Source organism: Butyrivibrio sp. YAB3001, assembly GCF_900112195.1.
Classification (GTDB): Bacteria; Bacillota; Clostridia; order Lachnospirales; family Lachnospiraceae; genus Butyrivibrio.
Map to the genome: position 1 here is coordinate 1 of NZ_FOKR01000018.1, position 26850 is coordinate 26850.

The window sequence follows — 26850 nt, forward strand, 5'->3', positions numbered from 1 at the left end:
AGGCAAGGATGATAAATCGCAGGCAATGCGGGCATTGTCAAGATTTTCAGACGTAGCATATGAAATTGAGATACAAGTTATTTGATTGAATATGAGCTAGACAGTACACTAGATTATATTTCAACATCTTTACACAATGCATATTCATTTAAGAAACGATTCCACCAGAAGCACTCTCCCATTGATCACAGATTCATATATGCAACATATTTCTATCGCGCAAATACGAATCAATATCGAATTATATATTGGAATAGAATTTTATTACTCTGAATCAAAGAAACAATAGCTCACTTATATATACACAATCATGCATGAATAGTTTTATAGCAAAAGAAAAAGTGATAATTACTATATTAGTAATTATCACTTGATTTCAACGGAGAAAGCGGGATTTGAACCCGCGCACCGCGCGAACGGTCTACACCCTTAGCAGGGGCGCCTCTTCAGCCACTTGAGTATTTCTCCATGTCTGAACTCCTCTACCAATATGCGGTTTTGAATTCTTGTGTCTTGTGCAAACAGTTAAGACACAAGTGTTATTATACAAAGTACTATTAGCTTTGTCAATTATATTTTTTAAACTGTTTAAATAATTTTTGAACACTGAAGTGAAAAGTTAAATTCCACATTAAATTATTCTTTAAAATATAGGCATTAACAATTATTATTTCTGAATTTGTGTATTATTTTCATAGAGATTATTGCCTTTTGAATCAATAACCACTATAGCAGGAAATTTTTCAACTTCCAATTTTCTTATTGCTTCAGTACCAAGATCTTCGTATGCAACAACTTCTGATTTGAAAATCGATTTTGAAAGAAGTGCTCCTGCTCCTCCAATAGCAGCAAAATACACTGCTCCGTTTTTAACTATTGAAGCAATTACTTCACCGGATCGTTTTCCTTTTCCAATCATTCCCACAAGTCCCATATCAAGTAATTGTGGACTATACTTATCCATACGGCTTGCTGTTGTAGGTCCGGCGGATCCTATTGGTCTTCCTTCTCTGGCCGGTGATGGTCCCATATAATATATAATGTTTCCATTAACATCAAAAGGTAATGATCTTCCATTTTTAATTTCTTCAGACATTCTTTTATGTGCTGCATCTCTTGCTGTATAAATTATTCCAGTGATATATACCATATCACCGGCATTCAATTCTAATAATTCATTTTTCGAGATTGGAAGCGAAAGATATTTCTCCATAATGATCTCACTTTCATTACTATTACACTGTCTTATTGTAATTATTTAATACAAAAAGAATAATCCACATATGTAAAACACTTATCATTCAACCATGCTATTACTATTGTTGTGTTTTTTAACACAATTCATATATTATTTCCTTACCACTTATATACGACGTAATTGCAACTATTTTTAGCCTTGATTTTGCAAGTAAACTTTCTAAAAAACAAATAAATTGCAAGTTATCAAATATTTATAATTAAAAAGCTCCCTTATATGCTTGGTTTGAATAGTGCTAATGTAATTTCAACTTGCAAGTCAATGTTATTATCTCCTTGCAAAAATAATTGTATCTATAGTCTGACTTTATTCTACAGTATCCTGGTTATATGTCTATTCACATGGCAACAAATATTTACTGCTACCGGCAATCCAGCAATGTGAGTCGGATATGTATTGATATTAACTGCAAGAGCTGTAATCTTTCCACCAAGACCTGCAGGGCCTATTCCTGTCTCATTTATTCTAGTCAGAATCTCTTTTTCCATATCAGCGACATATTCTATTTCAGATGATTCTCCAACGGGTCTAAGAAGCGCAGCCTTCGCAAGAAGGGCACACTTTTCAAAGGTTCCGCCAATTCCCACACCTATTACCATCGGAGGACACGCATTTGGTCCGGCGTCCTTGACAGCCTGGACCACTGCATTCTTAACACCTTCTTCACCATCCGCAGGCTTAAGCATAAAAACTCTGCTCATATTCTCACTGCCAAAGCCTTTGGGGGCACATGTTATCTTAACCTTATCTCCGGGGACTATGCTGTAATGAATGACAGCCGGAGTATTATCACCGGTGTTCTTTCTTATCAAAGGATCTCCAACAACCGATTTTCTTAGATATCCTTCGGTATAGCCATTTTTTACGCCTTCATTTATAGCAGCAGTAATGTCTCCGCCCACAAAATGAACCTCTTGTCCGACCTCCACAAAGAATACTGCCATTCCTGTATCCTGACAGATAGGTATCTGGTCTTCTTTTGCTATTTTTAAATTTTCCTGAAGCTTAGAAAAAATCTGTTTTCCGAGTTCAGATTCCTCTTTTTCCTGTGCGTCTGTAAGAGCTCTCTTCATATCTTCAGAAAGCTCATAATTAACATCGATGCACATATTCTTAACCGTATCTGAGATTTCTGATACATGAATGTCACGCATAGTTCCTACTCCTTAAAAACTTTAACCTACAATCTTGTTCTTTATATCAACAAGTTCCTCTGCTGAAGGGCTCGTTGGTTTCCAAAGAATGTGCTGACCGTCATTTTCATATCTTGGAATAATATGTAAATGGAAATGCATAACAGTCTGTCCAGCAGTAGCACCATTGTTCTGAACAAGATTCAGACCGTCACAATTCAACTTTTCCTTGATATTCTGCGCTACTTTTTTAGCAACTATAGCTGCATTTGCAACAGTTTCTTCAGGTATCTCAAAAAGATCTGCATAATGCTTCTTGGGAAGTACCAAAGCATGTCCTTTTGTTGCAGGTCCATTATCCAAAATTACTCTAAATTCATCGTTTTCAAAAATTGTGTTTGAAGGTATTTCCCCATTAGCAATTTTGCAAAAAATACATCCGTCCATTAAGCTATTCCCTCCATATCTTTCCTATTATTAAACAATATTATATTAATTATTCCAAATACAAAACCTGTTAAAAAGCCGCCAAAATGCGCTACTGTATTTGCTCCCTGTTGGAAAAAGCAGGATTCAATTACAAAAAGAAGCAGTAAAATAAGTCTTATCAGCATGGATTTATCTTTTACCAGCTGCTTTCTATTAATAACTATCCATACTGACATAAAGCCGACAAGTCCCATAACGGCGCCACTTGCACCAAGTGATACCCAGGTAAGGTCATTTCTTATCTCATATGACATTGATAGAAGATTTCCAAATATTCCCGCCAAAAAATACATAAAAAGATATGGGGCATGTCCAAGATAATTTTCAATGATTGCCCCTACCAATAGCAACATGATCATATTATTAAAAAGATGATTAATATCAGCATGAAGAAACATTGCTGTTACAATTCTGTATAATTCCCCATCAATAACCACTGCGGAAGTAAACATCACACCTTCAGAATATAATTCATGCATAAGTGTATTGCTAAGCAAGAATACAATAATATTTATTGCAAGTAGAATAATAGTAATAATTCCTGACTTGTATATCTGCTGTTGTCTTTTTACAAATTCATCGTTTCTAATATTATCAGGCATGTGATATTTTTCAAGACGCCGGTACATCACTCAGCCATGAGTTCAAACAGCTGATCCATGCTCCTAAGAAGCTTGAAATCTCCCTTCATCTTAATACTCCCCGCCATGAATGCTCTTTGGAAAGTCATTCTTCCACTGAGAATATCTTCAAAAATATGCTGGTCTGTAGAAATAACCACATCACATTCATCTTCATCTCCGGTTCGAAGATCGCAATTCTTATTATCTACATCAATAACGATGGGTTTTAGCTTTGCATTATCCAGAAATGAAATCTTATACTTTGCACAAACTCCTGCCACCGGAGTAAACTTCTTTGTGAGTTTTTTAATATACTCATCAGAATTACCTGAGGCAGATTCTTCCTGGCCCATTTTATCTCGGAATATGCTTGCAAGCTCCTGCAGATCCTCTTTTTGCGTGCGCACGAATTTATCGTCAGATGCATATTCAGAAAGCTGCTCTGACTCCTGTGGTGTAAGATCGATGCCCTTTGCAACTGCAACTTTATTGATAACTGCCTGATTGCTGGCAGGGAAAACAGGCATTTTCTGGTTAATTGTTCTATATATATGCTCCGTTTTCTTTTCGATTATCTTAGAGTATTCTGCACTATTCTCTAGTTTAGTGGTATCCGCAATATATCCGCACATACCATCACAAGGAAGTCCACCAAGCATTTCCCAGGCTGCGGCTATACTCATCATACCCTCACGTTCGCCATGAGTTGTTGACATTACAACAGGCGCCATATATGTCTCTTTAATCTTATCCTTGTCGCCGTAAAGCCAGCATGCATCCAAAAACTGCATTAAATATCCGCCAACTCCGTACCATTCTACTGTTGATGCAAGGATGACGCCATCAGCGTCCTTGAGAGTATTAGGAAGAGCGGTTATTCCATTCCTCTGTTCGTAAAGATTGTATTGCTGTACCTTTACATTTAATTCTTCTAAAACTGCTGTGATCTGTGATATTACGTACAAAGTAGGATCATCAATTATCCCTCTGCCGCCATAATAGATATTGATTTTCATAAGAAAATACCCCTCCAACTAGTTTATAGGTATTATACCACAATTCACCTGCAGTCGAAGCAAATTCTGCCTATCCTTATTTCATCGCCTTCTTCTATTACATTTTCTTCCTGAGGCTTGAGTTTAAGACCATTCCTGAATGTTCCATTTGTGGAATTAAGATCGGTTATCGTAATTTTACCCTCAGAGTTTTCTGAAAAGCGGCAATGAATTCTTGAAATACTCATATCACTTATCACTTTATCAACACACTCCTCAAGTTTTCCAACAGTTAAGGGAAATTTATCAAGAACAATCTTGAAAGTTTTGTCAGTGTTGCTACTGTATAAAGTAATTCCTCTGTCCTCTTCATCGTCTATATCAAGAACTACAGTTTCATCTGAATTTGACATTTTTATCTCTGATGCATCTGCTGGTTTTACAGAAACTGACTTTTTATACCCTTCAATATTTATATATTCGCTATCCGTATCTTGAATTTCATTATAATAATCATATTTTATGCCTTCCGTCTCATCGTCAATCACAGTTTTTTTACTTACTATTTTTTTATCATCTTTTGATAAAAAATCTTTAATCCCTGAAACAAACGCAACAAGACCACTAATTACTGAAACTGCAAGTACTATCATTGAGAGAGAATTCTCTTCTCTTGTCAAAATATAGTTCATTCTTATATACATCATTGCAATCATTAATAGAAGAAAAAGAACTGCAAATATTAGTTGTACTACTCCGGTCTTTTTGGTCTCCTTATTCCTGATCTCAAGTTTTTCTTCATATTGTTCTTCATCGAAATCTGTATTTTGTTCCGAAAAGAAATCCTTTTCTTCAGACAGACTCTGACTATAACGATAATCTTCTGACATACTTTGATAAACACTTTCTTCTTTTTGAGATTCTGAAATTACTTGTTCTATGTAATCAAGAAGTAAAAAACTTTCCATCTGGGATTTTTCTGACAAATCATATATCAGCTCAACAGCGTCTTCATCCTCATGATCCACAAGTTCAAACAATTCATCCACAAACTTTGAAATATCAACCGTCTTGCCAAATGGATAATACATAAATCTATAGTTTTCCTTGGTAAAATCCATAAAAATGCTCTTTGAATCAAGAATCACATTTTCTATTCCAAGTAAATATTCTTCAAGACTTTCCAAAGCCTGCTTTAACGAAGAAAAGAGCTTAATAAGCTGATCTTTGCTCATTCCTCTTGCTGAAAATCTATCCTTTATACTCTGCATTGAATTTATTCTATAATAAAGAAATGTTTCACCATTAATAACCCTTTTATCAAATGGAATAAAACTGTCAATCCTGCTTTTTTCCATTATTTTCATCTGATAGTTCTGTTTATTCCCTGATTCTTTTTCATCACTCTTAACAATAAGATAATTATGTTTTAACTCTCTGCAATATCTGTAATCCATGATCATTCTCCTAATCCAATATCTTTTAAACGTTTTATTGTCCTGATATGCTTTGCATATTCAGTATCTTTCGCTTTTTCTCTTGCCTCAAGCTTCCATCCATTCTCAGGCAGTCCAAAATATCTTCCAAATGAATGTTTTGTTTCTGTCTCGCCTGTCACTACAACCGTCTTTCCTTGTTGCTTAGCAGTAAATTTTGGTTTTCTGTTTCCAAAATACTTTTTTGCAAATATAAGTTCACTCTTTTCCTGAATATAAGCCTGCGGATTTCCATATTCATCCAATTCATTTGCAGCCCTAAAAGCAAGAATATAGCTGTCTTGCGCCAAAATACACCTTGCATACATATAATTCGAAATATATATGATAAAAATAAAAGCACAGACAACTATAGGAACAACAAATGAAGCTTCAACTGTCATGTATCCATTAAATTTACGCAAATAAGATCACTCCCATTCCTAATGTAATAAAAGGGATAAATGGAAGATGTGTTTGCTTATTTGCTCTTTTCGTAGCCAGCAAAAAAATAGACATCAAACTGCAAAATGCGAAAGCCAAAAGAACTCCTCCATATATTTTTTCTAATCCAAATAAAGGCCCTATTGCTAAAAGCACAATTCCATCTCCGCTCCCGATTCCCCCGGAAGTCATAAAGCTCATGATTATCAAAAGCAACCCTGGAATCAGCGAAAGTACGATGTTTGTTGGTTCCAAATCTCCATTAAGCAAATCCAATATTGTTTTTATTATTGAAATCATTCCGCACAAACCCGGAACCCAAATCGAAACCACCTTATTTTTCATATCTTTTATAGATGCATAGATCATTATCAAAAATTGAATTATTATCAGTATCTTAAAAATAATATTGTCACCCACATCCATGGCATGGACTCCTTCCTCCAACTTCAGAAATTGGTATAGCATATATATTTCTTTTTAATCCCGGACAATTAAGCCTTGTATGATATTTCTTCCCATAATTTGTTATAAAAACATTCCCGCCTGCAATACCTTTTCCACAATACTCACAGGAATAGTACTTGGCCCCATCAAGATTTCTCTTGTTCTCAATATCTTCATAACGTATGCTTTCGATCTTGTGATTTAGATATTTACAGCCGGAATCTCTGTGATAAACAGTTCCATGCTCGGTTATAAAAACAACTTCTTCCTCATTATGATTTATATCAGTTCCACCTGAAATATCATATCCGGTCCAGGCATGGCCATAAAAACGCGCCTCCACCGGGAATTCCTTAAAACCCGCAAGTCTTATTATGGGATGAACCTTATAATCAACCACTATGTCTATGATGTCATTCTCGTACATTATCCTGGATGACGAAAATTTGAGTGACTTTACTCCATCCATTACTGCGCTGCCAGAAAGCTTGTCTTCAAGCCTTTCACGAATCTCACTTACTGCATGAAGCCCAAGTGTTCCCATCTCAGTAATATTCTTTGCTCTGCTATCTTCATCTAACTGTAAAACCTCTTCACCGGTTCTCATATCAAAAGCCAGCATCGCAGTTTCATTTCCCACTTGATGCAGACAGGCTTCCAATTCAGATTGAACATATATAATGTCAATTACTGCTATGATATTGATAAAGAAAAAAATAAAAAGCGGAAGAATGATGGATGCTTCCAATGTCATGGATGCAGACAAAGACACTTCTTTTATCTTTCTGATTGTCTGGAGTGACATTATTTTTCTTCTTATTTTTTTTATCTTTTTCAACAACAAAGAAGTGCCCTTATCTCCACTCATGCATTCACTATCTTTCATACCCATATGCCCTCTCAATCGTGCACTCATATCCGGATTTTGTCTCAACATCAATTTCTGCTTTGAAAATATCAACACAATAATCAAGCATGAACTGGGAATTACCATCAGTTCTCCTGACATCCATTTCGATAACATCCATCATTCTTGATATTTTTTTATCCGAATCCGTCATAAGAAGTTTCATTCTTAGATACCCTGTATAATCCAGACCCTCTTCCGAACCTGAAGAATCCAAATGTTCTTTAAATGAAAGCATATTAGAAATTGATAGTTTCCATGTGGAATCACTTTTGAAAAGAGGCACTTTCCCGCCTCCAAAGAGAATATGTAGATCTGATATTGATTCAGCAAATGTCCATGCGAAAAGAATTGAATACTTGATTGGTACTGCAAGTTCCGGCACAAACAAAAGAACTGAAAGAGTATTTGCCAAGGTTTCTGCCATTTTCACTTTTTCCTGGCAGGAAAATAAATACATCATGTTTGACGCTTCTCTCCACATAAGCAGAGTCTGCGCCATTTTTTCAAGATTTGCCCAATCGCTGTTTTCACCAAAAGCAAGATATTCCAATTGATATTTTAAAGCCGACTTTTCAAGTTCTTTAGAATATCTGCTGCATTTTTCATAATAATACTCATCCAGAAGAAGATTCTCAGTAGCTGATATTTCTTCTTCATCATCAAGCCCTGTTCCCTTACTAAGCTCCCTTTTCGATGCCAAAGATGCTATATCTGCCACAGCCCGGGAAATTTTATCCTTATCAGGAATAGCCAGGCTAAGCACTCCTACCGACCTTTGTGAATTCACTGCATCTGCCGGATTTCCTATTGATAGGGTTTCTTCTTCACCTTCATCATTTTCCACTGTTGGAAGTTCAACTGAATCTATGAGCTCCTGATTTTCTTCTGCAAGACTCGCCACATCAGTTGTATCAAGTTTACTATCCTTAAGCTTATTTGTATTATCAAGAACATCAGTAAGCAGTCCTTCTATAGGATTGCCCGCCATATATGCAAGTATTTGTCTTTTAAGAACAGCTCCGTTATTATCCGTCGCCACAGAAAAACCTTCAATCTTTACATCCTTGCACTTCATAGCTGTCATTGTCTGGGCATTGGTTATTCCTCCCACTAAACTTCTATCAAAGTTTTTCTGAACATAATTTTTCAAATGCTCCTTCATATTTAAAACTGAATGAGATGAAGTTCCATAGGATGTATCCACCATTAAAAGTCCATATTGATCATATAATTCTCTGCTATACTCAGCCAAAACGGAATTCATTGCTATATCTGCAACACACTCCGTTTTCATTCTTACAGCGCCAATCCTGGCTCCCTGAAAAAGAGCCAGAACAAGCGACAATATTATCATTATTGATAGCGATAAAAAGACTGTAATATATCCTTTAATTTGTAATTTCACGTGTTTCTTCCCTGATTGCCTTAAAGATATCATCTACAATAGTGTTTATCTGTTTTTTAAAGACAATTACAAGTCCGATCAGCACAACGATAATCAGGATAACTTCAACAGTTCCCATCCCGTTTTCATCCTGCCAGAATGCTTTTACTCCGTTCATAAATTTTGTTCCTGTGTTTTTTGTTGTGTTTAAAATATTTTTCATGTCTTTTCCTTTCAAATTTTATTTTGTAAAACACTGATTTGATTAGTCATATAAATCTTTTTATGAAACAATGTTTTCATTAGTCATTCAAATCCTGTTTTATGAATCACTGATTTCATCTGTCGTTTAGATCTTGTATTAAGAATCACTGATTTAATCAGTATTTCATTAGAATGTCATATATGCCGGTATCATGATTATTATCATGACGATCAGCAACATTAGTATCATTGGCAAAAGAAGTTTTGTTCCCGCTTCTTCACCTTCTTTTCTCACTCTTTCGAGCCTTTCTGCAAAAGAGCGTTTGGTCTCTTCATTTAAAAGAGTAAGCAATTCACTGTTACCTTTTCTCAGATTCTGTGAAAGAAGAGTGCTAAGTCTTGTATACTGCTGCCCTTTGCACCTGTATCCGAGTCCTTCGTAGGCTTCAGCTTCCGATTTACCGGCTGAAAGCTCTCTTGTTGTTCGCAGTATTTCTTCATACATATAATTTTCAGAGCTTCCTGATTTTTTCTTAGCCGTATAATTCTCAGAGAGCTTAAAGAAAATATTTCTCATTGTCATTCCCGCTCCAAGATAGAGTGCAAGTTGCGAAACCAGTTTAGGATATTCATACTCAAGGATTTTGTTTCTTTCATCTGCCTTTCTTTTTAATTCCTTGTCTTTTAATACAAAAGTCAAGGCCGCGCCTATTAACGTGATTATCAACAGAAGAAGGCTGTCATCCTCTATTTTTTCGTGCCAGATTATCTCACTCTCTTCACAATTCTTTGGCAGTAACATATCCTCTTCATATTTAGTGTTCTCTGCATTTGCACTTAAAAGATCTGATATTTGTCTAAAAACAATCTCTGCCTTAGTTAGTAATTGGGGCATTATGCGAGCATATAATACCTGTTCCCATGAATTACCATCATATTTGTAAGTTGCATAAAGCGTTACTATCACGCCCTCTTTAGGAATGTTGTCTTTCTGTAGCTCACCACTATAACTTAGGACATCCAAATTATCGTTTTTCCAGGATATTTCAAAGGGATATCCTTCTATTTTCTTTTCAAGATTAAGATTTTCCGTTACATAGTCTAAAGATTCATTATCACCCAGAACTAGAGATTCCATTTCAGCACTTGCTTTTTCAAAAAGATTATTCTGTTCCTTTCGTGTATAGACCATTTCATCAACACATACTTCGAATTCTCCGAGAGGATTTCCCTCACTGTCATTTGCAACAAGTTCTAATCTCTTTTCTCCTTTACCAGGTAGATTTCTTGAAATATAAAATCCATCTCTTATTTCGCCTGCATTTTTATTTGAAATGAATAATAGTAATGCCAGAAAACTTCCGCAAAGACTTATAAGTATCACTATGCTTATCTTTTGCGCATAGTATTTTTCTTCTGCCAATTCCAGTCCTTTTTCAGTTCCAAGGCTCTTGATAAATTCACGAATTTTATGAGTTTGCGTGAGTCTCTTTTGTTTCATTAATGTACGGTAAACAAATAATGATATTCTATATAGCTGCCTTGATATTCCTTTTTCTTTAATTTCCTGCAAATCTTCTATATCTTTGGATAAAAACCATAAGACTGCGACGGCGCATGGGACAATAAAATAGATAAAAACAATCATAAAAACCTCACACTGAAATATTCACAATACGCTCAGAAAGAAGGTACGAGATGCAATATATGATCATACAGATTGTCATTATCACAATTCCAAAAACATTATGATAGAGCGCATTAAAAAATCCCGGGCTGGTAATGCTGATATAGGAAATAATAAAAAACGGAACGCAGTTCATAATCCTTGCTTCAAGTCGTTTGGCACTAATAAGGACATCTATTTCTTTCTCAACGTTTATTTTTTGTGAAATAATATCAATCGTTCTCTCAATTATTTCCGTCATATTCCCGGCGCTTCTTTTTGCTACAAGAAAAACTGATGCAAAGTCCTGAATATCCTCATTTCCACTCTCTCTGCCTATGTCCATGATCAGCTTTTCTAAAGGTATTCCATTACGAAGACCTTTGTTTACTTTTGTAAGACACGCTAAAATATCACTATCTTTTCCATACAACATCTCCATATCTTTAACTGCATCGATAAATGCGTTTTCCACTGAGTAACCGGCTTTTAAGCTTGTAAGAGCAGAAAAAATTGCATCTTTAAACTGAATCCCCAAAATCCTGCATTTCTTCTTGCTTTCATTTTTCTTTTGCATTATTACCCAAGGAATTATCATCGGTGAAAAGAGAAAAGTGGCAATCCATGAATCATAAAAAAGTTTTCCGAAAAGTACTACTATTATGATTCCCTGAACAATAAACAAGATGTCATTTCTGGATATTGGGTAAGCTAAGGCCTGCTGCCGCAAGCTTTTCAATATTCTGTAATTCACTCATCTGCCTCCATTCCCCAACTATTTTATTGTTATTTCCACAACTTTTTTCCTCAAACCTGAAAAGTGTATTCATCGGTATCTTCCCGTTTTCATCAAGCTCTTTTCCCACTTCACATATTTCCAAAACTTTTCTGGATTTATCCCTTAATCTTCCAAGATGAACGATTATATCTATTCCCGCAGATATCTGACCTCGAACCGCAGAAAGCGGGAGTTCTCCCATTCCCATGAGACTCATTGTTTCTATTCTGTAAAGCATATCGTGAGCGCTGTTGGAATGACCGGTTGACATCGCCATATGCCCGGTATTCATGGCCTGGAGCATATCAACGCATTCTCCACCTCTTACTTCTCCAACGATAATCCAATCCGGGCGCATTCTAAGGGATGACTTGATCAAATCCCTTATCGTTACAGGATTGCAGCCTTCAACATTTGCATTTCTAGCTTCAAGCCTTACAAGATTAGGCACACCAAGAATCTGAAGTTCCGCTGAATCTTCAATGGTAATTACTCGTAAATCTTTGGGAATAAAATCGGATAATGCATTTAGAAAAGTGGTCTTACCGGATCCGGTTCCACCTGAAATAAAAATATTGTAACCAGCTTTAACAAGGACAGAAAGGTAATCTCTCAAATAAGGGGATATTGAGCCAAATTCAATTAGTTTTTCCATATTGACAGGCTTGTCAGGAAACCGTCTTATGGTAATGATAGGTCCATTAAGTGCTATCGGCTCCATTACTATATTCACTCGGCTTCCATATAGTCTTGCATCAACTATAGGCTGCGACTGATTAACTACCCTGTTACAAGATGCAACAATCTGCTGAACTACGTCTTCAAGTTTTTCACGCGACTCGAATCTGCCATCAAATTTTGTAATCTCTCCCTTCTTTTCCAAAAAAATATTTTCTGTGCCGTTTATCATTATTTCTGTGATTTCAGGGTCATCTAAGAGCTGCTGTAATATGTCCAGTTTTCGAATCGAATGAAAAATCTGTATCCTAAGCCGTTTTCTATCAGCTACAGAAATGACCATATGCCTTAGCGTCTCTGACAGTTCTTTATCCACAAGCTCGAACATTTCTTCATCAGATATATCTTTTGACAGATCAATAGTACTGAGAACCTGCTGCCGTACTGACTTTCTAATGTCTTCAAGGCTCTTGTTCAATTATGATACCCTCGCTTTCAAGGAGTTTCTCAGTAAATAGGTCAAAGCCCTTGATATCTCTCATTTCCGGAAGCGGGCATTTAACTGTTTTTGCGATAATTTCATCCTGTTCACTCTGTTTTAAGACTTCCTCATATGTTCTTATCTTATGCTCATCTGACGGATTTTGTTTTGTAATAGTAAAAATCTTATGACACATTTTCTCAATTTCGAAAAAGTCTTCCACATATTCAGTCATATCTATTATACAGTAATCATATCCACACTCATTGATAAGAATAAATAACAGTTCCTTTAATCTCTCCGAATTGATTTCTCTTACCTGCATTGCAGTTTTGGCAGGGAGTATAAAATCTACTCCATTCCTCGTTTTCTTTATTTTCTCAAGATAAAGACCAATCTTATTTTTCTCACAATCTGCATAATACAACAGGTCAGTAATATCATCTTCTCCATCAATCCCAAGATCTACTGCAAGGGATGAAAAGCTCTCAAGACTTAAAAATATTACTTTCGACTTTTGCGCAAGTTTTTCTGAAATGCTTACTGCCAATCTGGTCTGCCCGCATTTACTGATTGGTGAATACAATCCGATAATTTGTCCCTTTCCTGAAAGAGTTTCCGTTCCGAGCCCTTCAAAATCTTCGGAAGATTCCGTGCAGTAATCAATGATACCCTGTACAATTTTCGCTGCGGGCTGAAATTTGCTCACATGCTTTATCGAAGCATTTTCATCTATCATGCTCTCGCATACCATATTCACCGTTCCAAGGCCTTCATCCAGCACCATAATATTCTTGCTAAATGCCTTCATTCCAAAGTTCATGATATCTTCGTAAATGTTTTCTGAGAGCATCAAAAGAGAGATTTCATTTTCTTTTGCAAAATTTTTCATTATCTCATAATCTGTAAAAGAAAAAATCTCAAAGGATAGTCCTAAATGTTCTCTCAGATACAGATCCAATCTGCGACAATAATTCTCATCAGTATCGCATATAGCCAGTCTGCATTTACTCATACTAAACCTCCCAAAACCAAAAATGTGCTTGCCAGTACCGGAACAGCAAAGTGTATTGTTTTTTTCTTTTTACGTGAAAAAACAAGAACTGCCAATGAAATTGCTCCTGCAATGAGGAAAGAAAATAGCAGACAGGAATACATTTCCTGCAATGATAAAAAAGATGCTGTAGATAATAATAGTTTTACATCGCCCGCCGCAATACCTTTCACCAGATATACCGGAATCAGGATTAGAAATGACACCGCCACTGTAAAAAGTGCATCTAAAAGTCTTCCTCTTCCCTGGAAAAGGGCGATGATAAGACCGGTTAGCATTCCCGGGACAACCCATAAATTATATATCTTGTCTTTACATAGATCAGTTAATACAGCTCCTGACAAAAACAAGAGTACTACTGCTTTAATTACAACTCACTCCTTTCGAACATCGTATTTCGAGCTCGCGTTTATAGAATTTATCACCTTGTTATCACTTTGTAAATACCCGCATTCCCGCATATTTTCAAGCGAGATTAATAATTTGTTCGATTAAAATCGAACACTTTTTATCTCATTTTTTTCAGCAAATAGAGCGGATTACAGACAATTATTATTGCAATCATCTGTATCCGCTCCTTTTTAATTTCGACTTTTATCAGTCGTTTCAATATTAAATACCAGCCTAAAATTAATATTATTAATCTTTTCTTAAGAATTTGGTTTATGCCATAAATCCGCGGTTCATCTGCCCTGCCGCAACAGCTTCATTTAAACTGTGTCTGCCATATGTAAGCCCCGCATAAACCGCTTGTGTGTTTCCCATAACCTGACCACTTGTATCGGTATTTTCAATCTCAAGGTATGCATCGTGAAGTGACTTAAAATTATTTTCCACCTTCCATATTCTGTGAATATTTCCGGTTACTCCTGCAAGCAATAGTTCTTTCTTGGAAAAGATATAAATCTCATGAAGGTTTCTTCCAAGTTCAACACTTCGATTCACTGACCGTATCAGCTCATCTATACAGGACTGGGCATAGGTGAGATATCTTTCTGAAAGTTCTTTTTCACCAAGACTTATGGCGTCCCTTGAGTCAGAAAGGTATTCGATCACCATTTCATACAGTATGGTTATCATCTGTGTTTTATTTGCCTGTGAAATTCTAAGTGTTAATTCCTGTTTTTTCTCCTGTGTCATTTTCTTTTCCTCAAAAAGCTGTAGAACTCATTGCAATTGCAACATTGACGATTGATGACAACGCTTTAAGTCGGGTTAATCGAAAACAAATATACTGTTATATCGTTTTCTAACCTAATATAAATCATTATTAGCTACAATATAAGTGTGGTGATACACTCCATTACTGCAGAAGCTGCAATACCTGTGAAGGTCTCTCGTTTGCCTGTGCAAGCATCGATGTTCCTGCCTGTGAGAGAACCTGCTGTGTTGAATAGAATGTCATTTCTTCTGCCATATCAACATCCATGATCCTTGAATATGCAGCCGTCATATTCTCAACGGAAATATCAAGGTTGCCTGCGGTATGCTCAAGTCTGTTCTGATATGAGCCGAGTCGGCTTCTGATACTGCTAATTTCTGAAATCGCATTCTTAATCTTATCCACTCCAAATCTTGCTTCATCACTACTTGGTGATACATCAAGGTTGTAGATTCCAAGGGTATTAAGGGATACTTTAGGGATTCTGATATCAAGCTTTTGTCCTTCATTTGCTCCTACCTGCATAGTCATAGAACCAGTGGTGGTAAGATCAATATTGAGGTTCTCACTTAAATCCTTGTCTATTTTTATCTTTATGCTTTTTCCTGTACTGTCACTGATAACAAGAACATCTTCCATACATTCCACGTTCATATTCTGGTTCATGTAATCAACGCCATCTCTTGTTATCGTAACATTTGCCGGATTTTGAATATCTATTTTCTTTTTCTCAGCGCCTTTAGGCCCTATTTCTTCGTATGTTATATTAAGGCCTGATATTACATACTGGCCTTCTTCCATAACGTCAGAAAAACCAATAACTTTGATTGCCGCATCGACATCTGTTTTTGCTGTAGCAGGATCATTTCCTACGGTTGCATAGCCTTTTAAGTCAAAGCTTCCATCCAAAAGATTCTGTCCGTTATACTGAGTTGTCTGAGCGATTCTCTCGATTTCATCTTTTAACTGTGTTATTTCAGACTGGATTACCTTTCTGTCATCATTTGTCAAAGAATCTGTACTAGCCTTTACTGCCAGCTCATTCATTCTCTGAAGAATCTCATGTACGGACGATAAAGAGCCATCTGCAATCTGTACAATTGAAATGCCGTCATTTGCAGAGTCATTTGCCACATTCATTCCCTCTATCTGGGCATTCATCCTTCTTGACATCGCAAGTCCTGATGGGTTATCCTTGGCATTTACTACTTTCATACCACTTGATAATCTTGCAAGGGAATCTGACAATTTTGTATCTGTTCTTTTAAGCGCGTTATTAGCTATCATCGCTGAGACATTGTAGTTTACTCTCATTTATACCTCCTTAAAGCGCTTCTATAAACGCTTTTGCCATGGTCAGAAGCACTTTTGTGTCTGTAGTTTTTTTATTGCTGCCATCCGTGGCATTTGCATTAGTTTTCCCTACTGAGATAGGCTGTCTCTGCGCGTGGTAAAGGATTGCTATTTTATCCTGGGCTACACCATAATCCTTTAATTTCTCAGCCAAATTAACGCACATTTTTGATCTAACGCTTTCCAGATATTCACTTTCTTCTGAGCTTTGGGCATTAGTTGTTGTAAGCATTCCACTAATGATTCCATTCTTTTCGTATAAGTTTGCTGTCAAAAGACCAAACTCATAAGTCTGAATACTGGCTTCCATCCTTGAATCCATGCTGTCATCACTTCTTAAGGTAATGTGCATGGTAATCTTTTCCCCGTCTATTTCTACCGGTACATCAAAACTTCCTTTATCTGAGCTCTGACTCATTATAGAAAGTCTTCTTTGCATAAGAGAAATTGCTCTGACGTCGATATATGTATCGTCATCATTCATCAGAAGTTCACTAAGCTTATCGGAAATATTTTCCAGACTATCCTTATATACTTCCTCATAGTCATCTTCTCCAAGAGCATCCACCAGCAATGACTGCTCTTTTGATATTTCCTTTTTGCTAAGCTGCTGTGCCTTATCCCAGATACTTCCGGATCTACGCTCTCTTCTATTGGAGATCATAGCTTCAAGGTTATTGAAATTCACTTCTATTCCAAGCGACCTTAATTCTTCTGCAGCCCCATCCGTATCCTTTGCAGCAATGTTCTCTCTTATGTACCTCACCTGATTAGCATTATAGTCTTCATCGAGTTCCTTATCTTTTTCCTCTTCCTGAAGTTTCCTTGCAAGTTCCGGTAAAAGAGTACTCTCATCAGGTTTTGCCGCCATCAGTTTTTCGGGTTCAAGATTCTCATATACTATATCGGCTTGCGCACTGTAATACCTAAATGCTGAACTTATCTGTTCATCAATTTTTAATCCGAATTCTTTATTTTCAACTGAAATTCCGCCAAAAGCATCATCAACTGTGTAATCCATACCTCTTTTTGCAGTTTTCTGAGTTCTTGTAGCCTGTAGCAAATTACCCAATGTCATTTCAAGGCCAGTCTTTAAAACTGATCCGATTGCCTGGTAATCATTTGCCTTTATCGTTGAAAAAAGTCTGTAGATTCCAATAAATGCCTGCTTTTCTTTTTCAGTTATTTCTTTTTTGTGCTCAAGTTTATAAAGAAATCTCGAATATTTCTCTTCTCCTCTTGAATCGCGTTTACTTCCCCTGCCATCTTTATTTGATTCATTCTCATTAAGATTTGCAGCAAGTTCATCTATTGTCATACCGAGAGGATTTTTCCCATTTCTTATAAGGTCAAGAACTGCCCCTGGCTTTAGCCTTTCAAGTGTTACTTTGAGCATCTGGTCCCAGGCTCTTACCTTTTCGAAATTATCTTTCTTTATCTCCATCTGATTGTAACCAAGGATTCTTATTGCTCTTTTATTATCCTCAGTAACTTCCATATTTAGTTCTTTTAACAACTCATCAGCATTCCTGAATGCATCCTTTATATTATCTCCAAGGTCTGCCCTGGGCCTTGTCATCATAGTTTCATATTCTTGTCCGGCTCTTTGGTAATCAGCCACCATCTTCCTGGAATTATCGCTTATCTGTGACAATGGCGCTGTTTCCATCTCATCTAGCATTAAGCCTGTAATTCCTATAGGGCCATTACTGATTATTGAAACGCTGCTTATCGTTGCAGAAATAATATATTCTCTGTTCTGCGGTGTTACGCCGGTAATCTCGTCTATTGCATCTCCTGCTGCCTCATCCGAAGCCTGGCCTAAAATAGTCTTCAATGTTTCTATCAGCTTCTCCATTGGTTCTGTGTCAATGCTAAAACCACTGTCCAGAAGCTGTTTATTAGCTTCGGTTGTCATTCTGAGCCTTATTTCCTCGAGCTGAAGTCTCGCCTTTATAAACCTTGGCTCCTGCTCTGTAATTTCACATTCCAAAGGTAGCTTTGGGTTTTCTATATTTAACCTTGTCTGCTCAGAAAGGTTTCTAATATTTAGTTCTTTTTCCCCTTCAATGGCTGTTCTTATGTCATTATCGCTTATTTCTTCTACTGCCTTTTTGTAGTCAGATGCCTTTTCATAGTTGCTTCTGGGATCTGCAAGATCAGCATTAGTTGCTTTTGTTCCATTCGCTATGGCTGCAGTTATAGCCTTCGCGCTTAATTCTTCTGATATAGGAAAATCGATGGCTTTTATCTCATGAGCTGCTTTCAATGATTTTGGAGTTAGAGGTATTCCCTGTTTAACAATCCATCTTGCTTCTTCTCTGACCTCATCATCTTTACTATCAAGGCCAGATTCATCTATTATCCTGCTTATCTGTTCATCAAGCTGCTCCCAGTTATAGCTGTCAGCTTTCTGAGCATAGTAACCGCCTGCATCCTGGGCATAATACCCCTTTCCTGCTATGTTTTGACCGTTAGTGCTGTGAGCAGCAAAATAAATATTTTCGATTGTAGGTCGCTGCTCATTAGTGACCATATATTTGATTGCACTGTCATCAAGATTATCTATCTCTGAAATTTCTTTGAATGCTATTCCGGCAGCCTTTACATTTTCTAAAGTCACAGGAACATCAGACTCATGAAAGTCATTAGACAGTTCTTTTGCAAAAGCCATGCTTCCCGTAATTTTTGCAAGTTTTTCAAGACTAAGATCATCATTGTATCCTGTGACCATAGTTCCTGCCTGCAATAAAACGCTTTTTATCTTATCGAGAATTGTAACAGTTTCTGCACTGTTGATAGTCTTTATATCAAAACCATCTTCAACAGCTTTTGCAAAATCCTCTTTTGACATGGTATTTGACAACAGCGCCATATAATTGTGCTGAGTCATAACATCAGTATTCTCAGCCATTTCACGGATATCTTCTGCAGTTTTAGTATGGTCTGAATATGCCTCATTGCTAAAAAAACTTGAATCAAGCTGTATTGATACAGACTCAACATTTGCCTGCTTTGAACTAGCAGCTATTTCCCTTGAATATCTTGAATCTGTTCCAAGGGTATTTAATGATTCTTCGTGCTTTCTGCTTGTTATAGTCTGAAAACTAATATTCATGGATTACCTCAAATGAATGTTTAAAAGCTGAATTAAATAGAATGTCGCCTGCCGGTCTTATACCAAAAAAGGTGATGAGTATCCACTCATCACCTTCTATTTCGGCTTATATATATAAAATCTTTAATTCTTACTTCTTTGTCTTTTTGGAAGTCTTCTTTACTGCTTTTTCTTTTTTTGCAGATGAAGACTGCTTCTCAGGCTTATTCTTAGGATTCTGGAATACGAATACTTCAGCGCCATATGGAGGAAGATCCATAGTTATACTGTAATCTTTGTAATCGCAAAGTCCTTTTACTGCAGTAATCTTGTCAGGAACATTACTTCCTATGCCACCATAGCACTTCTGTGCGCTGTCAAGTATCTTGGTATATGTACCCTCAAAAGGAACTCCTACCATAAATCCCTGTCTTTCAACAGGCGTCATGTTAAGAACAAAGAGGATATTGTCTTTGCCATTGATTGCTCTTCTGTAGAAGCTGTAGGTGCTGCGTTCCTTATCATCTGCATTTATCCATTCAAATCCGCCCCAGTCATTATCAACTTCATATAGTGCCGGATATTTCCTGTAGATTTCAAGGAGTTTTCCTACATAATCCTTCATTCCTCTGTTCAGCTCATTTTCCAGGAGGAACCAGTCGAGTTCTCGCTTCTCGCTCCACTCTCTTTCCTGACCAAAGTCCTGTCCCATGAACAAAAGTTTTTTGCCTGAATGGCCAAACATATAAGTATATCCTACACGCAGATTAGCATACTTATCAATCTTGTATCCCGGCATCTTTTCAACCATTGAGCACTTAAGGTGAACAACTTCATCATGTGACAATGGCAGGATATAATTCTCAGCATTATTGTAGCTCATGGCAAAGGTCATCATATAATGAGCTCCCTGCCTGAAATATGGATCAAGTTTCATGTATTCACAAAAATCATGCATCCATCCCATATTCCATTTAAAAGCAAATCCCAATCCGTCTTCTTCCGGCGGTGCTGTTACCTTTGGCCATGCGGTTGACTCTTCTGCAATTGTAAGAACGTTTGGATATGTTCCTCTTATTACGCTATTAAAATGCTTAAAGAATTCAATGGCATCAAGGTTCTTATTATCACCATATTTATTCCTTACCCACTGACCTTCCTGCTTACCATAATCAAGATATAGCATTGAGGCTACTGCATCAACTCTAAGTCCATCAATATGGAATTTTTTTATCCAGAAAAGAGCATTTGCAATAAGGAAGTCTTTTACTTCAGGCTTTGCCAGGTTAAAGATCTTGGTTCCCCAGTCAGGATGCTCTCCTTTACGTGGGTCCGGATCTTCATAGATGCACTGTCCGTCAAAACAAGCAAGTCCAAATTCGTCAGGACAGAAATGTGCCGGTACCCAGTCAAGAATGATTCCAATATTATGCTCATGGAGCTTATTTACAAGATACATGAAATCTGTAGGTTCACCATATCTTGCAGTTGGCGCATAATATCCTGTTACCTGATATCCCCATGAACCATCAAATGGATGCTCTGCAATTCCAATCAGTTCTATATGGGTGTATTGCATTTCTTTCAAATATTCAACTATTCTGTCTGCGAACTGTCTGTAGGTATAAAAACCATCTTCAGTTCCGTCTGGATGTTTCATCCATGAACCGATATGACACTCATAGATAGCAAGTGGCTGACGATTTAAGTCTTTTCCCTTATGAGATTCATACCATTTTTCATCTGACCATGTAAAATCTGATAGATCAGTTGTCCTGGATGCATTACCGGGTCTTAGCTCGGCATAATTCGCATAAGGATCTGCTTTATATAGCTTTCTTCCGTCACTTGTAGTAATCAGATATTTATAAAGACTTCCGATAGCAACTCCCGGAATAAAAATCGTCCAGATATTACCTGTCTTGGTACGTTTCATTTCACTGGCATTTTCATCCCAGTTATTAAAATCTCCAACCACATGAACATCAGCCGCATTCGGAGCCCACACAGCAAAAAAGTAACCCTTTTTGCCATTTTCTTCCGATGGATGAGCACCTAATTTTTCATATATCTCGTAATGTGTTCCCTGTCCAAATAAGTATTCATCATCTTCAGATATAAAAACTTTATGACCCATACTTACCCCCTCTAGTGTATGTTTATATTTTTTAGTGCATAAAATCTTTTTCTCTAAGAATTACCATATCATTTTCATCATAGCGCTTATGAACTATGACGTCTACAAAATGAGAAACTGTTCGCTTCTCTGCATAATAGATTGCATCATCGATAATATCCTTGACTTCTGCAACGGTCACTTCATGATCAAGTGTCTGTCTCTCTGAAATTCTTGTGTGCAATGCCAAAATTCCGAGATTATCAATCGCATACTCTTTTTCATATGCATATTGCTTAGCATAGGCAACAAGTGAATCATCATCAAGTGCTTCAATATCCACGCGAACATTAAAGCTTTGTTTTAAAGAAGGATTTCTTTCAAGGAACTTGTCCATGTCTTCCTTGGCATCTTCCATGACCAAAATAAGTCCCTTGTTCTCTTCCTGAAGAATTCCTATAAGTTCAGTTACTGTATCCGGCTCAAGATCTGCTGCTCTTTGGATTATCAACGCACCATTTGCAAGCTTATCAAATATTCCCGAAGTGCTCTTTTTGTTCAAAGTATTAGCTGTAATCTTAGCTACTTTACCACTGAAATTAGAGTCTGATGCCTGTACAGCCTTTATAAGACCCTTTGCAAGATTAACTGTGCCAGCCCCCTCTTCACCAGTGACAATTGCATTGCCGGTAAACGCATCCATACTAAGATTATCTATAGCATTGATTATCTGGCGTCTTGATTTTTTATGGTGGATGTAAGGTCCAAACAGCTCCTTCTCTTCCGGAGTCATCGCCCTTACTCTCTCTTCAATTTCTCTGGTTCCAATATGCTTCTTTATAGAAGTGTCTGCATTATTATCTGCTTGTGGTTTATTTTCTTCGTGCTTATGCTTTTTCTTCTTTTTATTCTTGGAATGTGATTTAGCAGCATCCGTTTCTGATACAGTTTCTTCGTCAGTCTTTTCAGCGCTGTTATTCTCAGGATTCTCAACTACCTGCTCTGTTGTATCCATGGCAGGCTCATTACTTGTCTCATCAGCCTTATCATCACTCTGAGGCTCTGTAGTTTCCTCAACGACCTCTTCGTTAACCGGCTTTGTTTCCTCGACAAGTTCTTCTGCTATCGCCTCTTGAATAGTTTCCTCTGCCTGAACTGTCTCATCCTGAGCTTCAGCGTCTTGTACTGTATCCTCAGAAAGTGTATTATCCACATCTTCACTGCCCATTACATTGTCAACAGCTTCGCTAATGATATCTTCTCTTTTAACTTCCCAGTTACCTCTTCCGGAAGCCTTATCATACTGTTCCTTTTTAAGGGCATCATCGATAGCTTTTTCTAATTTCTCCTGTAGACCGGCCTTAGTATTGACATCATAGTCAGAAAACATATTTCCTGTTTCATCTGCCACTCTGCGCTTAACGGCCTGTAACTGTTTTTCCTTCTGATCCTGCTTAAACTTTTCCCAGTTGGCCATGTATTCGTCAATACTTATCTGACCAGTTACCTGTTGTTCAACTTCTGGTTCTGGTTCAACAGCCATACTGATCTGTCCATCTGATTCCTGAGAAAGAATTTTCTCAAAATGAGACGGCATCTGATAACTTGCATTAGGATGGATAACAGCTCCGGGAACTTCTTCCTCCAATGGCTTTTCTTCATAGGTTCTGACTTCAAAGTAAGAACTTTCTGCGCCTGGATATGTTCCAACTGCAGCATCGCCCGTAAACACTTGTCTCTGCTCACTGTTATCTTCTGAATACTTAGCTTCTCCAAGAATCGGACCATTTCCGCCATACTTAATGTCAATTCCCATCTGAGGAGCAGATGGAATTTCAACAGTCTGAGTATCAAAAAATACTTCTGCCTTATCATCAGGAACTGTTTCCTCTGCAATTATATCTTTTAACCCCTGAGCCAAAGTTTCCTGAAGATTCATCGTGTTATATGCACTGACATCAACCGATGGCTCTTTTATCTCATTGATATGCGGATAATCTATCTGTTCCTCGTACTGAACCTGCTCCGGATTCTGCTCGCTCTCTGGCACATACTGACCGGTGGCATCAGTTTCATACTGAGGTTCAACATAGTTTTGGTAAGAAACTACATCCTGGTGTTGTTGCTCCTCATAACCATTATATTCACCTGCATTATAGGCCCTTATTACTTCATCTGTAACAGGTGGCATCTCCTTTGTTGGCTGCTTATCACTATAAATAACCTGATCAGGCTCTACTACTTTAATTTCCTCCTGCTCAGGTTCCTGTGGGGCATCCATCATGCCACCGTTTCTATTTCTGTACCTTGAATATCTGTCCTGCTGTTCCGGCGTAAGTGGTTCATGAAGCGCCTTAAGTTCAAGGGCTTTCATAACGTATCTTCCCTCTCCGAACCACAGAAAGATCTCATCGCACTCTTCTATACATTCAGTTGTAAGTCCAACCCTGTGATAAAGATAAGCAAGCTCATAAGCCCATCTTTCTCTATAATCATGTCTCTTAAATTCTTCAAGAACAGCTATTCGTTCTTCAAGACTTACATCCTGTGCCTCATATATTTTATATTGTAAAATAAATCTGCTGGAATCTCTCGGCGCTATCTTGGAATATTCTTTATAATACTCAACAGCCTGAACAAATTCTCCAAGCTTTAAGGATAGTTCACAAAGTGAATATACAATAGATCTGCCGGTCGGATGTTTGGCATACGCCATAACAAGTACATCCCGGCTCTCTTCATATCTACGATTTATTTTATACAGATCGCTGATCTTGCATAGCATACTGACACTTCTGACTTTTTTCCAGTCTATCGTGTCCGCGATCTTAACAGCTTCGGCATATCTGCCATCCCCAATCAAAGCCTTAATCTCATCGGCTCGAATTCTATATTCGACTTTATCCAAAACCTTTACCTCTTTGGTACCGTTATACTACATATAGTGTTAGTTTATCATAGCGTTACTGCTTTGTAAAATATCCGAAAGCCTTGCAAACTGCTCTAAACTCAGAATTTCCCCACGGGCTTTCTCATCAATTCCCATTTTTACTAGTGCATCCTGAACCTGCTGTCTTGAAACCCTAAGAGATGGGTTATTTGAAAGAGAATTTGATAATGTTTTTCTTCTCTGATTGAATGATGTACGAATAATCTCAAACATATATTTCTCATCATTCACCTTAACAGCCGGCTCACTAAATCTGTTTAGCTTAACAACAGCTGAGCCCACTCCCGGCTGAGGAATAAAGCTGCTCGGCGGAACATCCATAACAGCCTCGGCTTCTGCATAATATCCAACTGCCAAAGAAAGTGAACCATAATCTTTATTTCCGGGCCCCATTACCATCCTATCAGCCACTTCTTTTTGCACCATAACTGTAATACTCTCAATCGGTGCACCACCTTCAAACAGCTTCATGATGATAGGCGTTGTAATATAGTAAGGAAGATTTGCAACTACTTTTATAGGCTTATTATCATTGTATTCCTTCACTATTTCCGCGATATCAACCTTCAAGACATCCTCATTTATTACAGTAACATTTGTGTATTCTGAAAGAGTGTCTGCCAGTACCGGAATAAGTGTCTTATCAATTTCTACAGCTACAACTCTCCCTGCCGCCTCTGCAAGATACTGTGTCAGACTTCCGATTCCGGGACCAATCTCAAGGACACAGTCATTATCAGTAATATTCGCTGCGCTTACTATTCCATCCAGTACATTACTGTCTATTAAAAAGTTCTGGCCAAATTTTTTCTTGGCGCTCATTCCATACTTAGCAAGTACTTCTTTTGTTCGCGCACTATTTCCAAGATATGCCATTATATCCTCCGTTCGATTTCTTATAAAAAACCGGAATTATCTATGTTATCTTTTTCAACTAAATTACATTATATATTAGTATCTATAATCTAATGTTTAAAAGTAATTTAAATCGTTAAGTTAAAATAAATCTTTTTATTGATAAATCACATATATCATTTATTAATGCTCTGATAATCCATACATCCTTTGAGCATTATCTGTAGTGATTCTTATTACTTCGTCTTCACTGATTCCTTTGATATCTGCCATTGCCTTTACAACATAAGGCAAATATAAAGAACTGTTTCTTTTGCCCCTGTATGGTTCAGGCGCAAGATACGGACAATCTGTTTCAAGTAAAAGCTTCTCGATAGGTGTCTGATCTACTACTTCTCTCATTTTTCTGGCATTCTTAAAAGTAAGAACTCCGCCAATTCCTATATAAAAGCCCATTTTAACGCATTCAGCAGCAATTTCTTTAGAATAGGAAAAGCAATGTACTACACCGCCAATTTCTTCAGCATGCTCACTTTTCATTATATTCATCGTATCCGCTGCAGCATCTCTTGAATGAATTATTACCGGAAGCTTCTTTTCTCTGGCTATATCAAGTTGTCTTATAAACCATTTCTTCTGAAGATCAGGCTCAGGTTCCGGCCAATGATAATCAAGACCAATTTCTCCAACTGCAACACACCTGTCGTCATCACACATAGTCTCAATCTGTCTTATACTATCCTCGTTCAGCTCTGTAACTTCACTTGGGTGAACACCTGCGGCTGCATATATAAAATCATATCGGTGTGCAAGTTCAAGAGCCTTTTCTGAAGTATCAATGCTTGCTCCCACATTGACCACATTTCCAATTCCTGCGCTTATAAAGCTTGCAAGCAGAGCTTCTCTATCTGTATCAAATTGCTCATCATCATAATGAGCATGTGTATCAAATATCATCTGTCCTCCACGAATAAAAACATTCTATTCGCAATAATTGCTATATTATCAATCCTAATATCTCATTTCTCATGAATAAAAACCAACTGCACCATCTAATTTAACACAAAAAACACCTCATGAAAACCGCGTAAATACTGCAAAAATAAAATTTATCTAAATTTTTCAAAACTTTTTTCAAAAAACACTTGCATTTTGATTCTGGAGGTAGTAATATATCACTTGTCGCTGAGACAACGCGATACAAAATAATATGCACCGCTAGCTCAGTTGGTAGAGCACCTGACTCTTAATCAGGTTGTCCAGGGTTCGAGACCCTGGCGGTGCACGCCGAGTACTGT

Annotated in this window: 23 protein-coding genes and 2 tRNA genes; 1 reads left to right on the forward strand and 24 read right to left on the reverse strand. The window is 37.3% G+C overall.

Translation table 11 applies throughout. The annotated features are described in order from the left end of the window. Positions 1-380 precede the first annotated feature (380 nt). From BM086_RS15960 to BM086_RS16075, 24 genes are all read right to left on the reverse strand, one after another. Positions 381-468, reverse strand: a tRNA-Ser gene (locus BM086_RS15960). Positions 469-667: 199 nt separating this feature from the next. Next, on the reverse strand, positions 668-1213 hold the full coding sequence (locus BM086_RS15965; protein WP_092329293.1) for a Fe-S-containing hydro-lyase: 546 nt from the start codon (positions 1211-1213) through the stop codon (positions 668-670). 356 nt (positions 1214-1569) lie between these two features. Then, on the reverse strand, positions 1570-2412 hold the full coding sequence (locus BM086_RS15970) for a fumarate hydratase (RefSeq protein ID WP_092329298.1): 843 nt from the start codon (positions 2410-2412) through the stop codon (positions 1570-1572). A 21-nt stretch (positions 2413-2433) separates the two neighbouring features. Then, the gene (locus BM086_RS15975; protein WP_092329303.1) at positions 2434-2838 is read right to left on the reverse strand and encodes an HIT family protein; all 405 of its coding nucleotides are present in this window, start codon (positions 2836-2838) and stop codon (positions 2434-2436) included. After that, positions 2838-3482, reverse strand: a complete 645-nt coding sequence (locus BM086_RS15980; RefSeq protein WP_175560324.1) for a rhomboid family intramembrane serine protease — start codon at positions 3480-3482, stop codon at positions 2838-2840. Before BM086_RS15980 ends, BM086_RS15975 begins: the two co-directional genes overlap by 1 nt. Before the next feature lie 26 nt (positions 3483-3508). Further along, entirely contained in the window at positions 3509-4519 is a 1011-nt protein-coding gene (locus tag BM086_RS15985) for an SCP2 sterol-binding domain-containing protein (RefSeq protein WP_092329312.1), read from the reverse strand. Between the two features lie 44 nt (positions 4520-4563). After that, positions 4564-5955 carry a DUF6382 domain-containing protein gene (locus tag BM086_RS15990; RefSeq protein WP_175560325.1) on the reverse strand — a complete coding sequence of 464 codons (1392 nt, stop codon included), beginning with the start codon at positions 5953-5955 and terminating at the stop codon, positions 4564-4566. Between the two features lie 2 nt (positions 5956-5957). Beyond that, on the reverse strand, positions 5958-6398 hold the full coding sequence (locus tag BM086_RS15995; RefSeq protein WP_092329320.1) for a TadE family protein: 441 nt from the start codon (positions 6396-6398) through the stop codon (positions 5958-5960). Next, a complete protein-coding gene (locus tag BM086_RS16000) occupies positions 6391-6843 on the reverse strand; it encodes a prepilin peptidase (protein ID WP_175560326.1) in 453 nt (150 codons plus the stop codon). The genes BM086_RS15995 and BM086_RS16000 overlap by 8 nt, the downstream gene beginning before the upstream one ends. Beyond that, positions 6830-7750: a hypothetical protein gene (locus BM086_RS16005; RefSeq protein ID WP_141107767.1), complete on the reverse strand. Its 921-nt coding sequence runs from the start codon at positions 7748-7750 to the stop codon at positions 6830-6832. Before BM086_RS16005 ends, BM086_RS16000 begins: the two co-directional genes overlap by 14 nt. After that, positions 7740-9179: a DUF5702 domain-containing protein gene (locus tag BM086_RS16010; RefSeq protein ID WP_092329334.1), complete on the reverse strand. Its 1440-nt coding sequence runs from the start codon at positions 9177-9179 to the stop codon at positions 7740-7742. The genes BM086_RS16005 and BM086_RS16010 overlap by 11 nt, the downstream gene beginning before the upstream one ends. Beyond that, positions 9163-9336, reverse strand: coding sequence for a Flp1 family type IVb pilin (locus BM086_RS16015; protein WP_092329614.1), 174 nt, complete (start codon positions 9334-9336; stop codon positions 9163-9165). The genes BM086_RS16010 and BM086_RS16015 overlap by 17 nt, the downstream gene beginning before the upstream one ends. Before the next feature lie 213 nt (positions 9337-9549). Then, entirely contained in the window at positions 9550-11010 is a 1461-nt protein-coding gene (locus BM086_RS16020) for a type II secretion system F family protein (protein ID WP_092329339.1), read from the reverse strand. Positions 11011-11017: 7 nt separating this feature from the next. Next, entirely contained in the window at positions 11018-11782 is a 765-nt protein-coding gene (locus tag BM086_RS16025; protein WP_141107768.1) for a type II secretion system F family protein, read from the reverse strand. Then, on the reverse strand, positions 11718-12962 hold the full coding sequence (locus BM086_RS16030) for a CpaF family protein (protein ID WP_242952242.1): 1245 nt from the start codon (positions 12960-12962) through the stop codon (positions 11718-11720). Before BM086_RS16030 ends, BM086_RS16025 begins: the two co-directional genes overlap by 65 nt. After that, entirely contained in the window at positions 12946-13980 is a 1035-nt protein-coding gene (locus tag BM086_RS16035; protein ID WP_092329348.1) for a hypothetical protein, read from the reverse strand. Before BM086_RS16035 ends, BM086_RS16030 begins: the two co-directional genes overlap by 17 nt. Beyond that, entirely contained in the window at positions 13977-14369 is a 393-nt protein-coding gene (locus tag BM086_RS16040) for a prepilin peptidase (RefSeq protein WP_255367856.1), read from the reverse strand. The genes BM086_RS16035 and BM086_RS16040 overlap by 4 nt, the downstream gene beginning before the upstream one ends. A 313-nt stretch (positions 14370-14682) precedes the next feature. Next, a complete protein-coding gene (locus tag BM086_RS16045) occupies positions 14683-15159 on the reverse strand; it encodes a flagellar export chaperone FliS (protein ID WP_092329358.1) in 477 nt (158 codons plus the stop codon). Positions 15160-15322: 163 nt separating this feature from the next. Then, positions 15323-16495, reverse strand: coding sequence for a flagellin N-terminal helical domain-containing protein (locus BM086_RS16050; protein WP_092329363.1), 1173 nt, complete (start codon positions 16493-16495; stop codon positions 15323-15325). Between the two features lie 10 nt (positions 16496-16505). Then, entirely contained in the window at positions 16506-19652 is a 3147-nt protein-coding gene (locus BM086_RS16055; RefSeq protein ID WP_092329368.1) for a DUF6240 domain-containing protein, read from the reverse strand. Positions 19653-19782: 130 nt separating this feature from the next. After that, complete coding sequence (gene glgB, locus BM086_RS16060; protein WP_242952243.1) at positions 19783-21768, reverse strand: 1,4-alpha-glucan branching protein GlgB; 1986 nt, start codon at positions 21766-21768, stop codon at positions 19783-19785. A 31-nt stretch (positions 21769-21799) separates the two neighbouring features. Then, positions 21800-24655 (reverse strand): hypothetical protein, encoded by a 2856-nt coding sequence (locus BM086_RS16065; protein WP_092329373.1) that lies wholly within the window; start codon positions 24653-24655, stop codon positions 21800-21802. Positions 24656-24694: 39 nt separating this feature from the next. Beyond that, positions 24695-25573 (reverse strand): 16S rRNA (adenine(1518)-N(6)/adenine(1519)-N(6))-dimethyltransferase RsmA, encoded by an 879-nt coding sequence (rsmA, locus tag BM086_RS16070; RefSeq protein ID WP_092329378.1) that lies wholly within the window; start codon positions 25571-25573, stop codon positions 24695-24697. Positions 25574-25735: 162 nt separating this feature from the next. Then, the gene (locus tag BM086_RS16075; protein ID WP_092329383.1) at positions 25736-26509 is read right to left on the reverse strand and encodes a TatD family hydrolase; all 774 of its coding nucleotides are present in this window, start codon (positions 26507-26509) and stop codon (positions 25736-25738) included. 255 nt (positions 26510-26764) lie between these two features. Here BM086_RS16075 and BM086_RS16080 point away from each other — a divergent pair. Further along, a tRNA-Lys gene (locus tag BM086_RS16080) sits at positions 26765-26837 on the forward strand. Positions 26838-26850 lie beyond the last annotated feature (13 nt).

Excerpts from the sequence above, each read along its gene's own strand:
- BM086_RS15965 (WP_092329293.1), bottom strand. The coding sequence starts at position 1,213 with ATGGAGAAATATCTTTCGCTTCCAATCTCGAAAAATGAATTATTAGAA.
- BM086_RS15970 (WP_092329298.1), bottom strand. The coding sequence starts at position 2,412 with ATGCGTGACATTCATGTATCAGAAATCTCAGATACGGTTAAGAATATG.
- BM086_RS15975 (WP_092329303.1), bottom strand. The coding sequence starts at position 2,838 with ATGGACGGATGTATTTTTTGCAAAATTGCTAATGGGGAAATACCTTCA.
- BM086_RS15980 (WP_175560324.1), bottom strand. The coding sequence starts at position 3,482 with ATGCCTGATAATATTAGAAACGATGAATTTGTAAAAAGACAACAGCAG.
- BM086_RS15985 (WP_092329312.1), bottom strand. The coding sequence starts at position 4,519 with ATGAAAATCAATATCTATTATGGCGGCAGAGGGATAATTGATGATCCT.
- BM086_RS15990 (WP_175560325.1), bottom strand. The coding sequence starts at position 5,955 with ATGGATTACAGATATTGCAGAGAGTTAAAACATAATTATCTTATTGTT.
- BM086_RS16000 (WP_175560326.1), bottom strand. The coding sequence starts at position 6,843 with ATGGATGTGGGTGACAATATTATTTTTAAGATACTGATAATAATTCAA.
- BM086_RS16005 (WP_141107767.1), bottom strand. The coding sequence starts at position 7,750 with ATGAAAGATAGTGAATGCATGAGTGGAGATAAGGGCACTTCTTTGTTG.
- BM086_RS16015 (WP_092329614.1), bottom strand. The coding sequence starts at position 9,336 with ATGAACGGAGTAAAAGCATTCTGGCAGGATGAAAACGGGATGGGAACT.
- BM086_RS16020 (WP_092329339.1), bottom strand. The coding sequence starts at position 11,010 with ATGATTGTTTTTATCTATTTTATTGTCCCATGCGCCGTCGCAGTCTTA.
- BM086_RS16035 (WP_092329348.1), bottom strand. The coding sequence starts at position 13,980 with ATGAGTAAATGCAGACTGGCTATATGCGATACTGATGAGAATTATTGT.
- BM086_RS16045 (WP_092329358.1), bottom strand. The coding sequence starts at position 15,159 with ATGACACAGGAGAAAAAACAGGAATTAACACTTAGAATTTCACAGGCA.
- BM086_RS16050 (WP_092329363.1), bottom strand. The coding sequence starts at position 16,495 with ATGAGAGTAAACTACAATGTCTCAGCGATGATAGCTAATAACGCGCTT.
- BM086_RS16055 (WP_092329368.1), bottom strand. The coding sequence starts at position 19,652 with ATGAATATTAGTTTTCAGACTATAACAAGCAGAAAGCACGAAGAATCA.
- glgB (WP_242952243.1), bottom strand. The coding sequence starts at position 21,768 with ATGGGTCATAAAGTTTTTATATCTGAAGATGATGAATACTTATTTGGA.
- rsmA (WP_092329378.1), bottom strand. The coding sequence starts at position 25,573 with ATGGCATATCTTGGAAATAGTGCGCGAACAAAAGAAGTACTTGCTAAG.
- BM086_RS16075 (WP_092329383.1), bottom strand. The coding sequence starts at position 26,509 with ATGATATTTGATACACATGCTCATTATGATGATGAGCAATTTGATACA.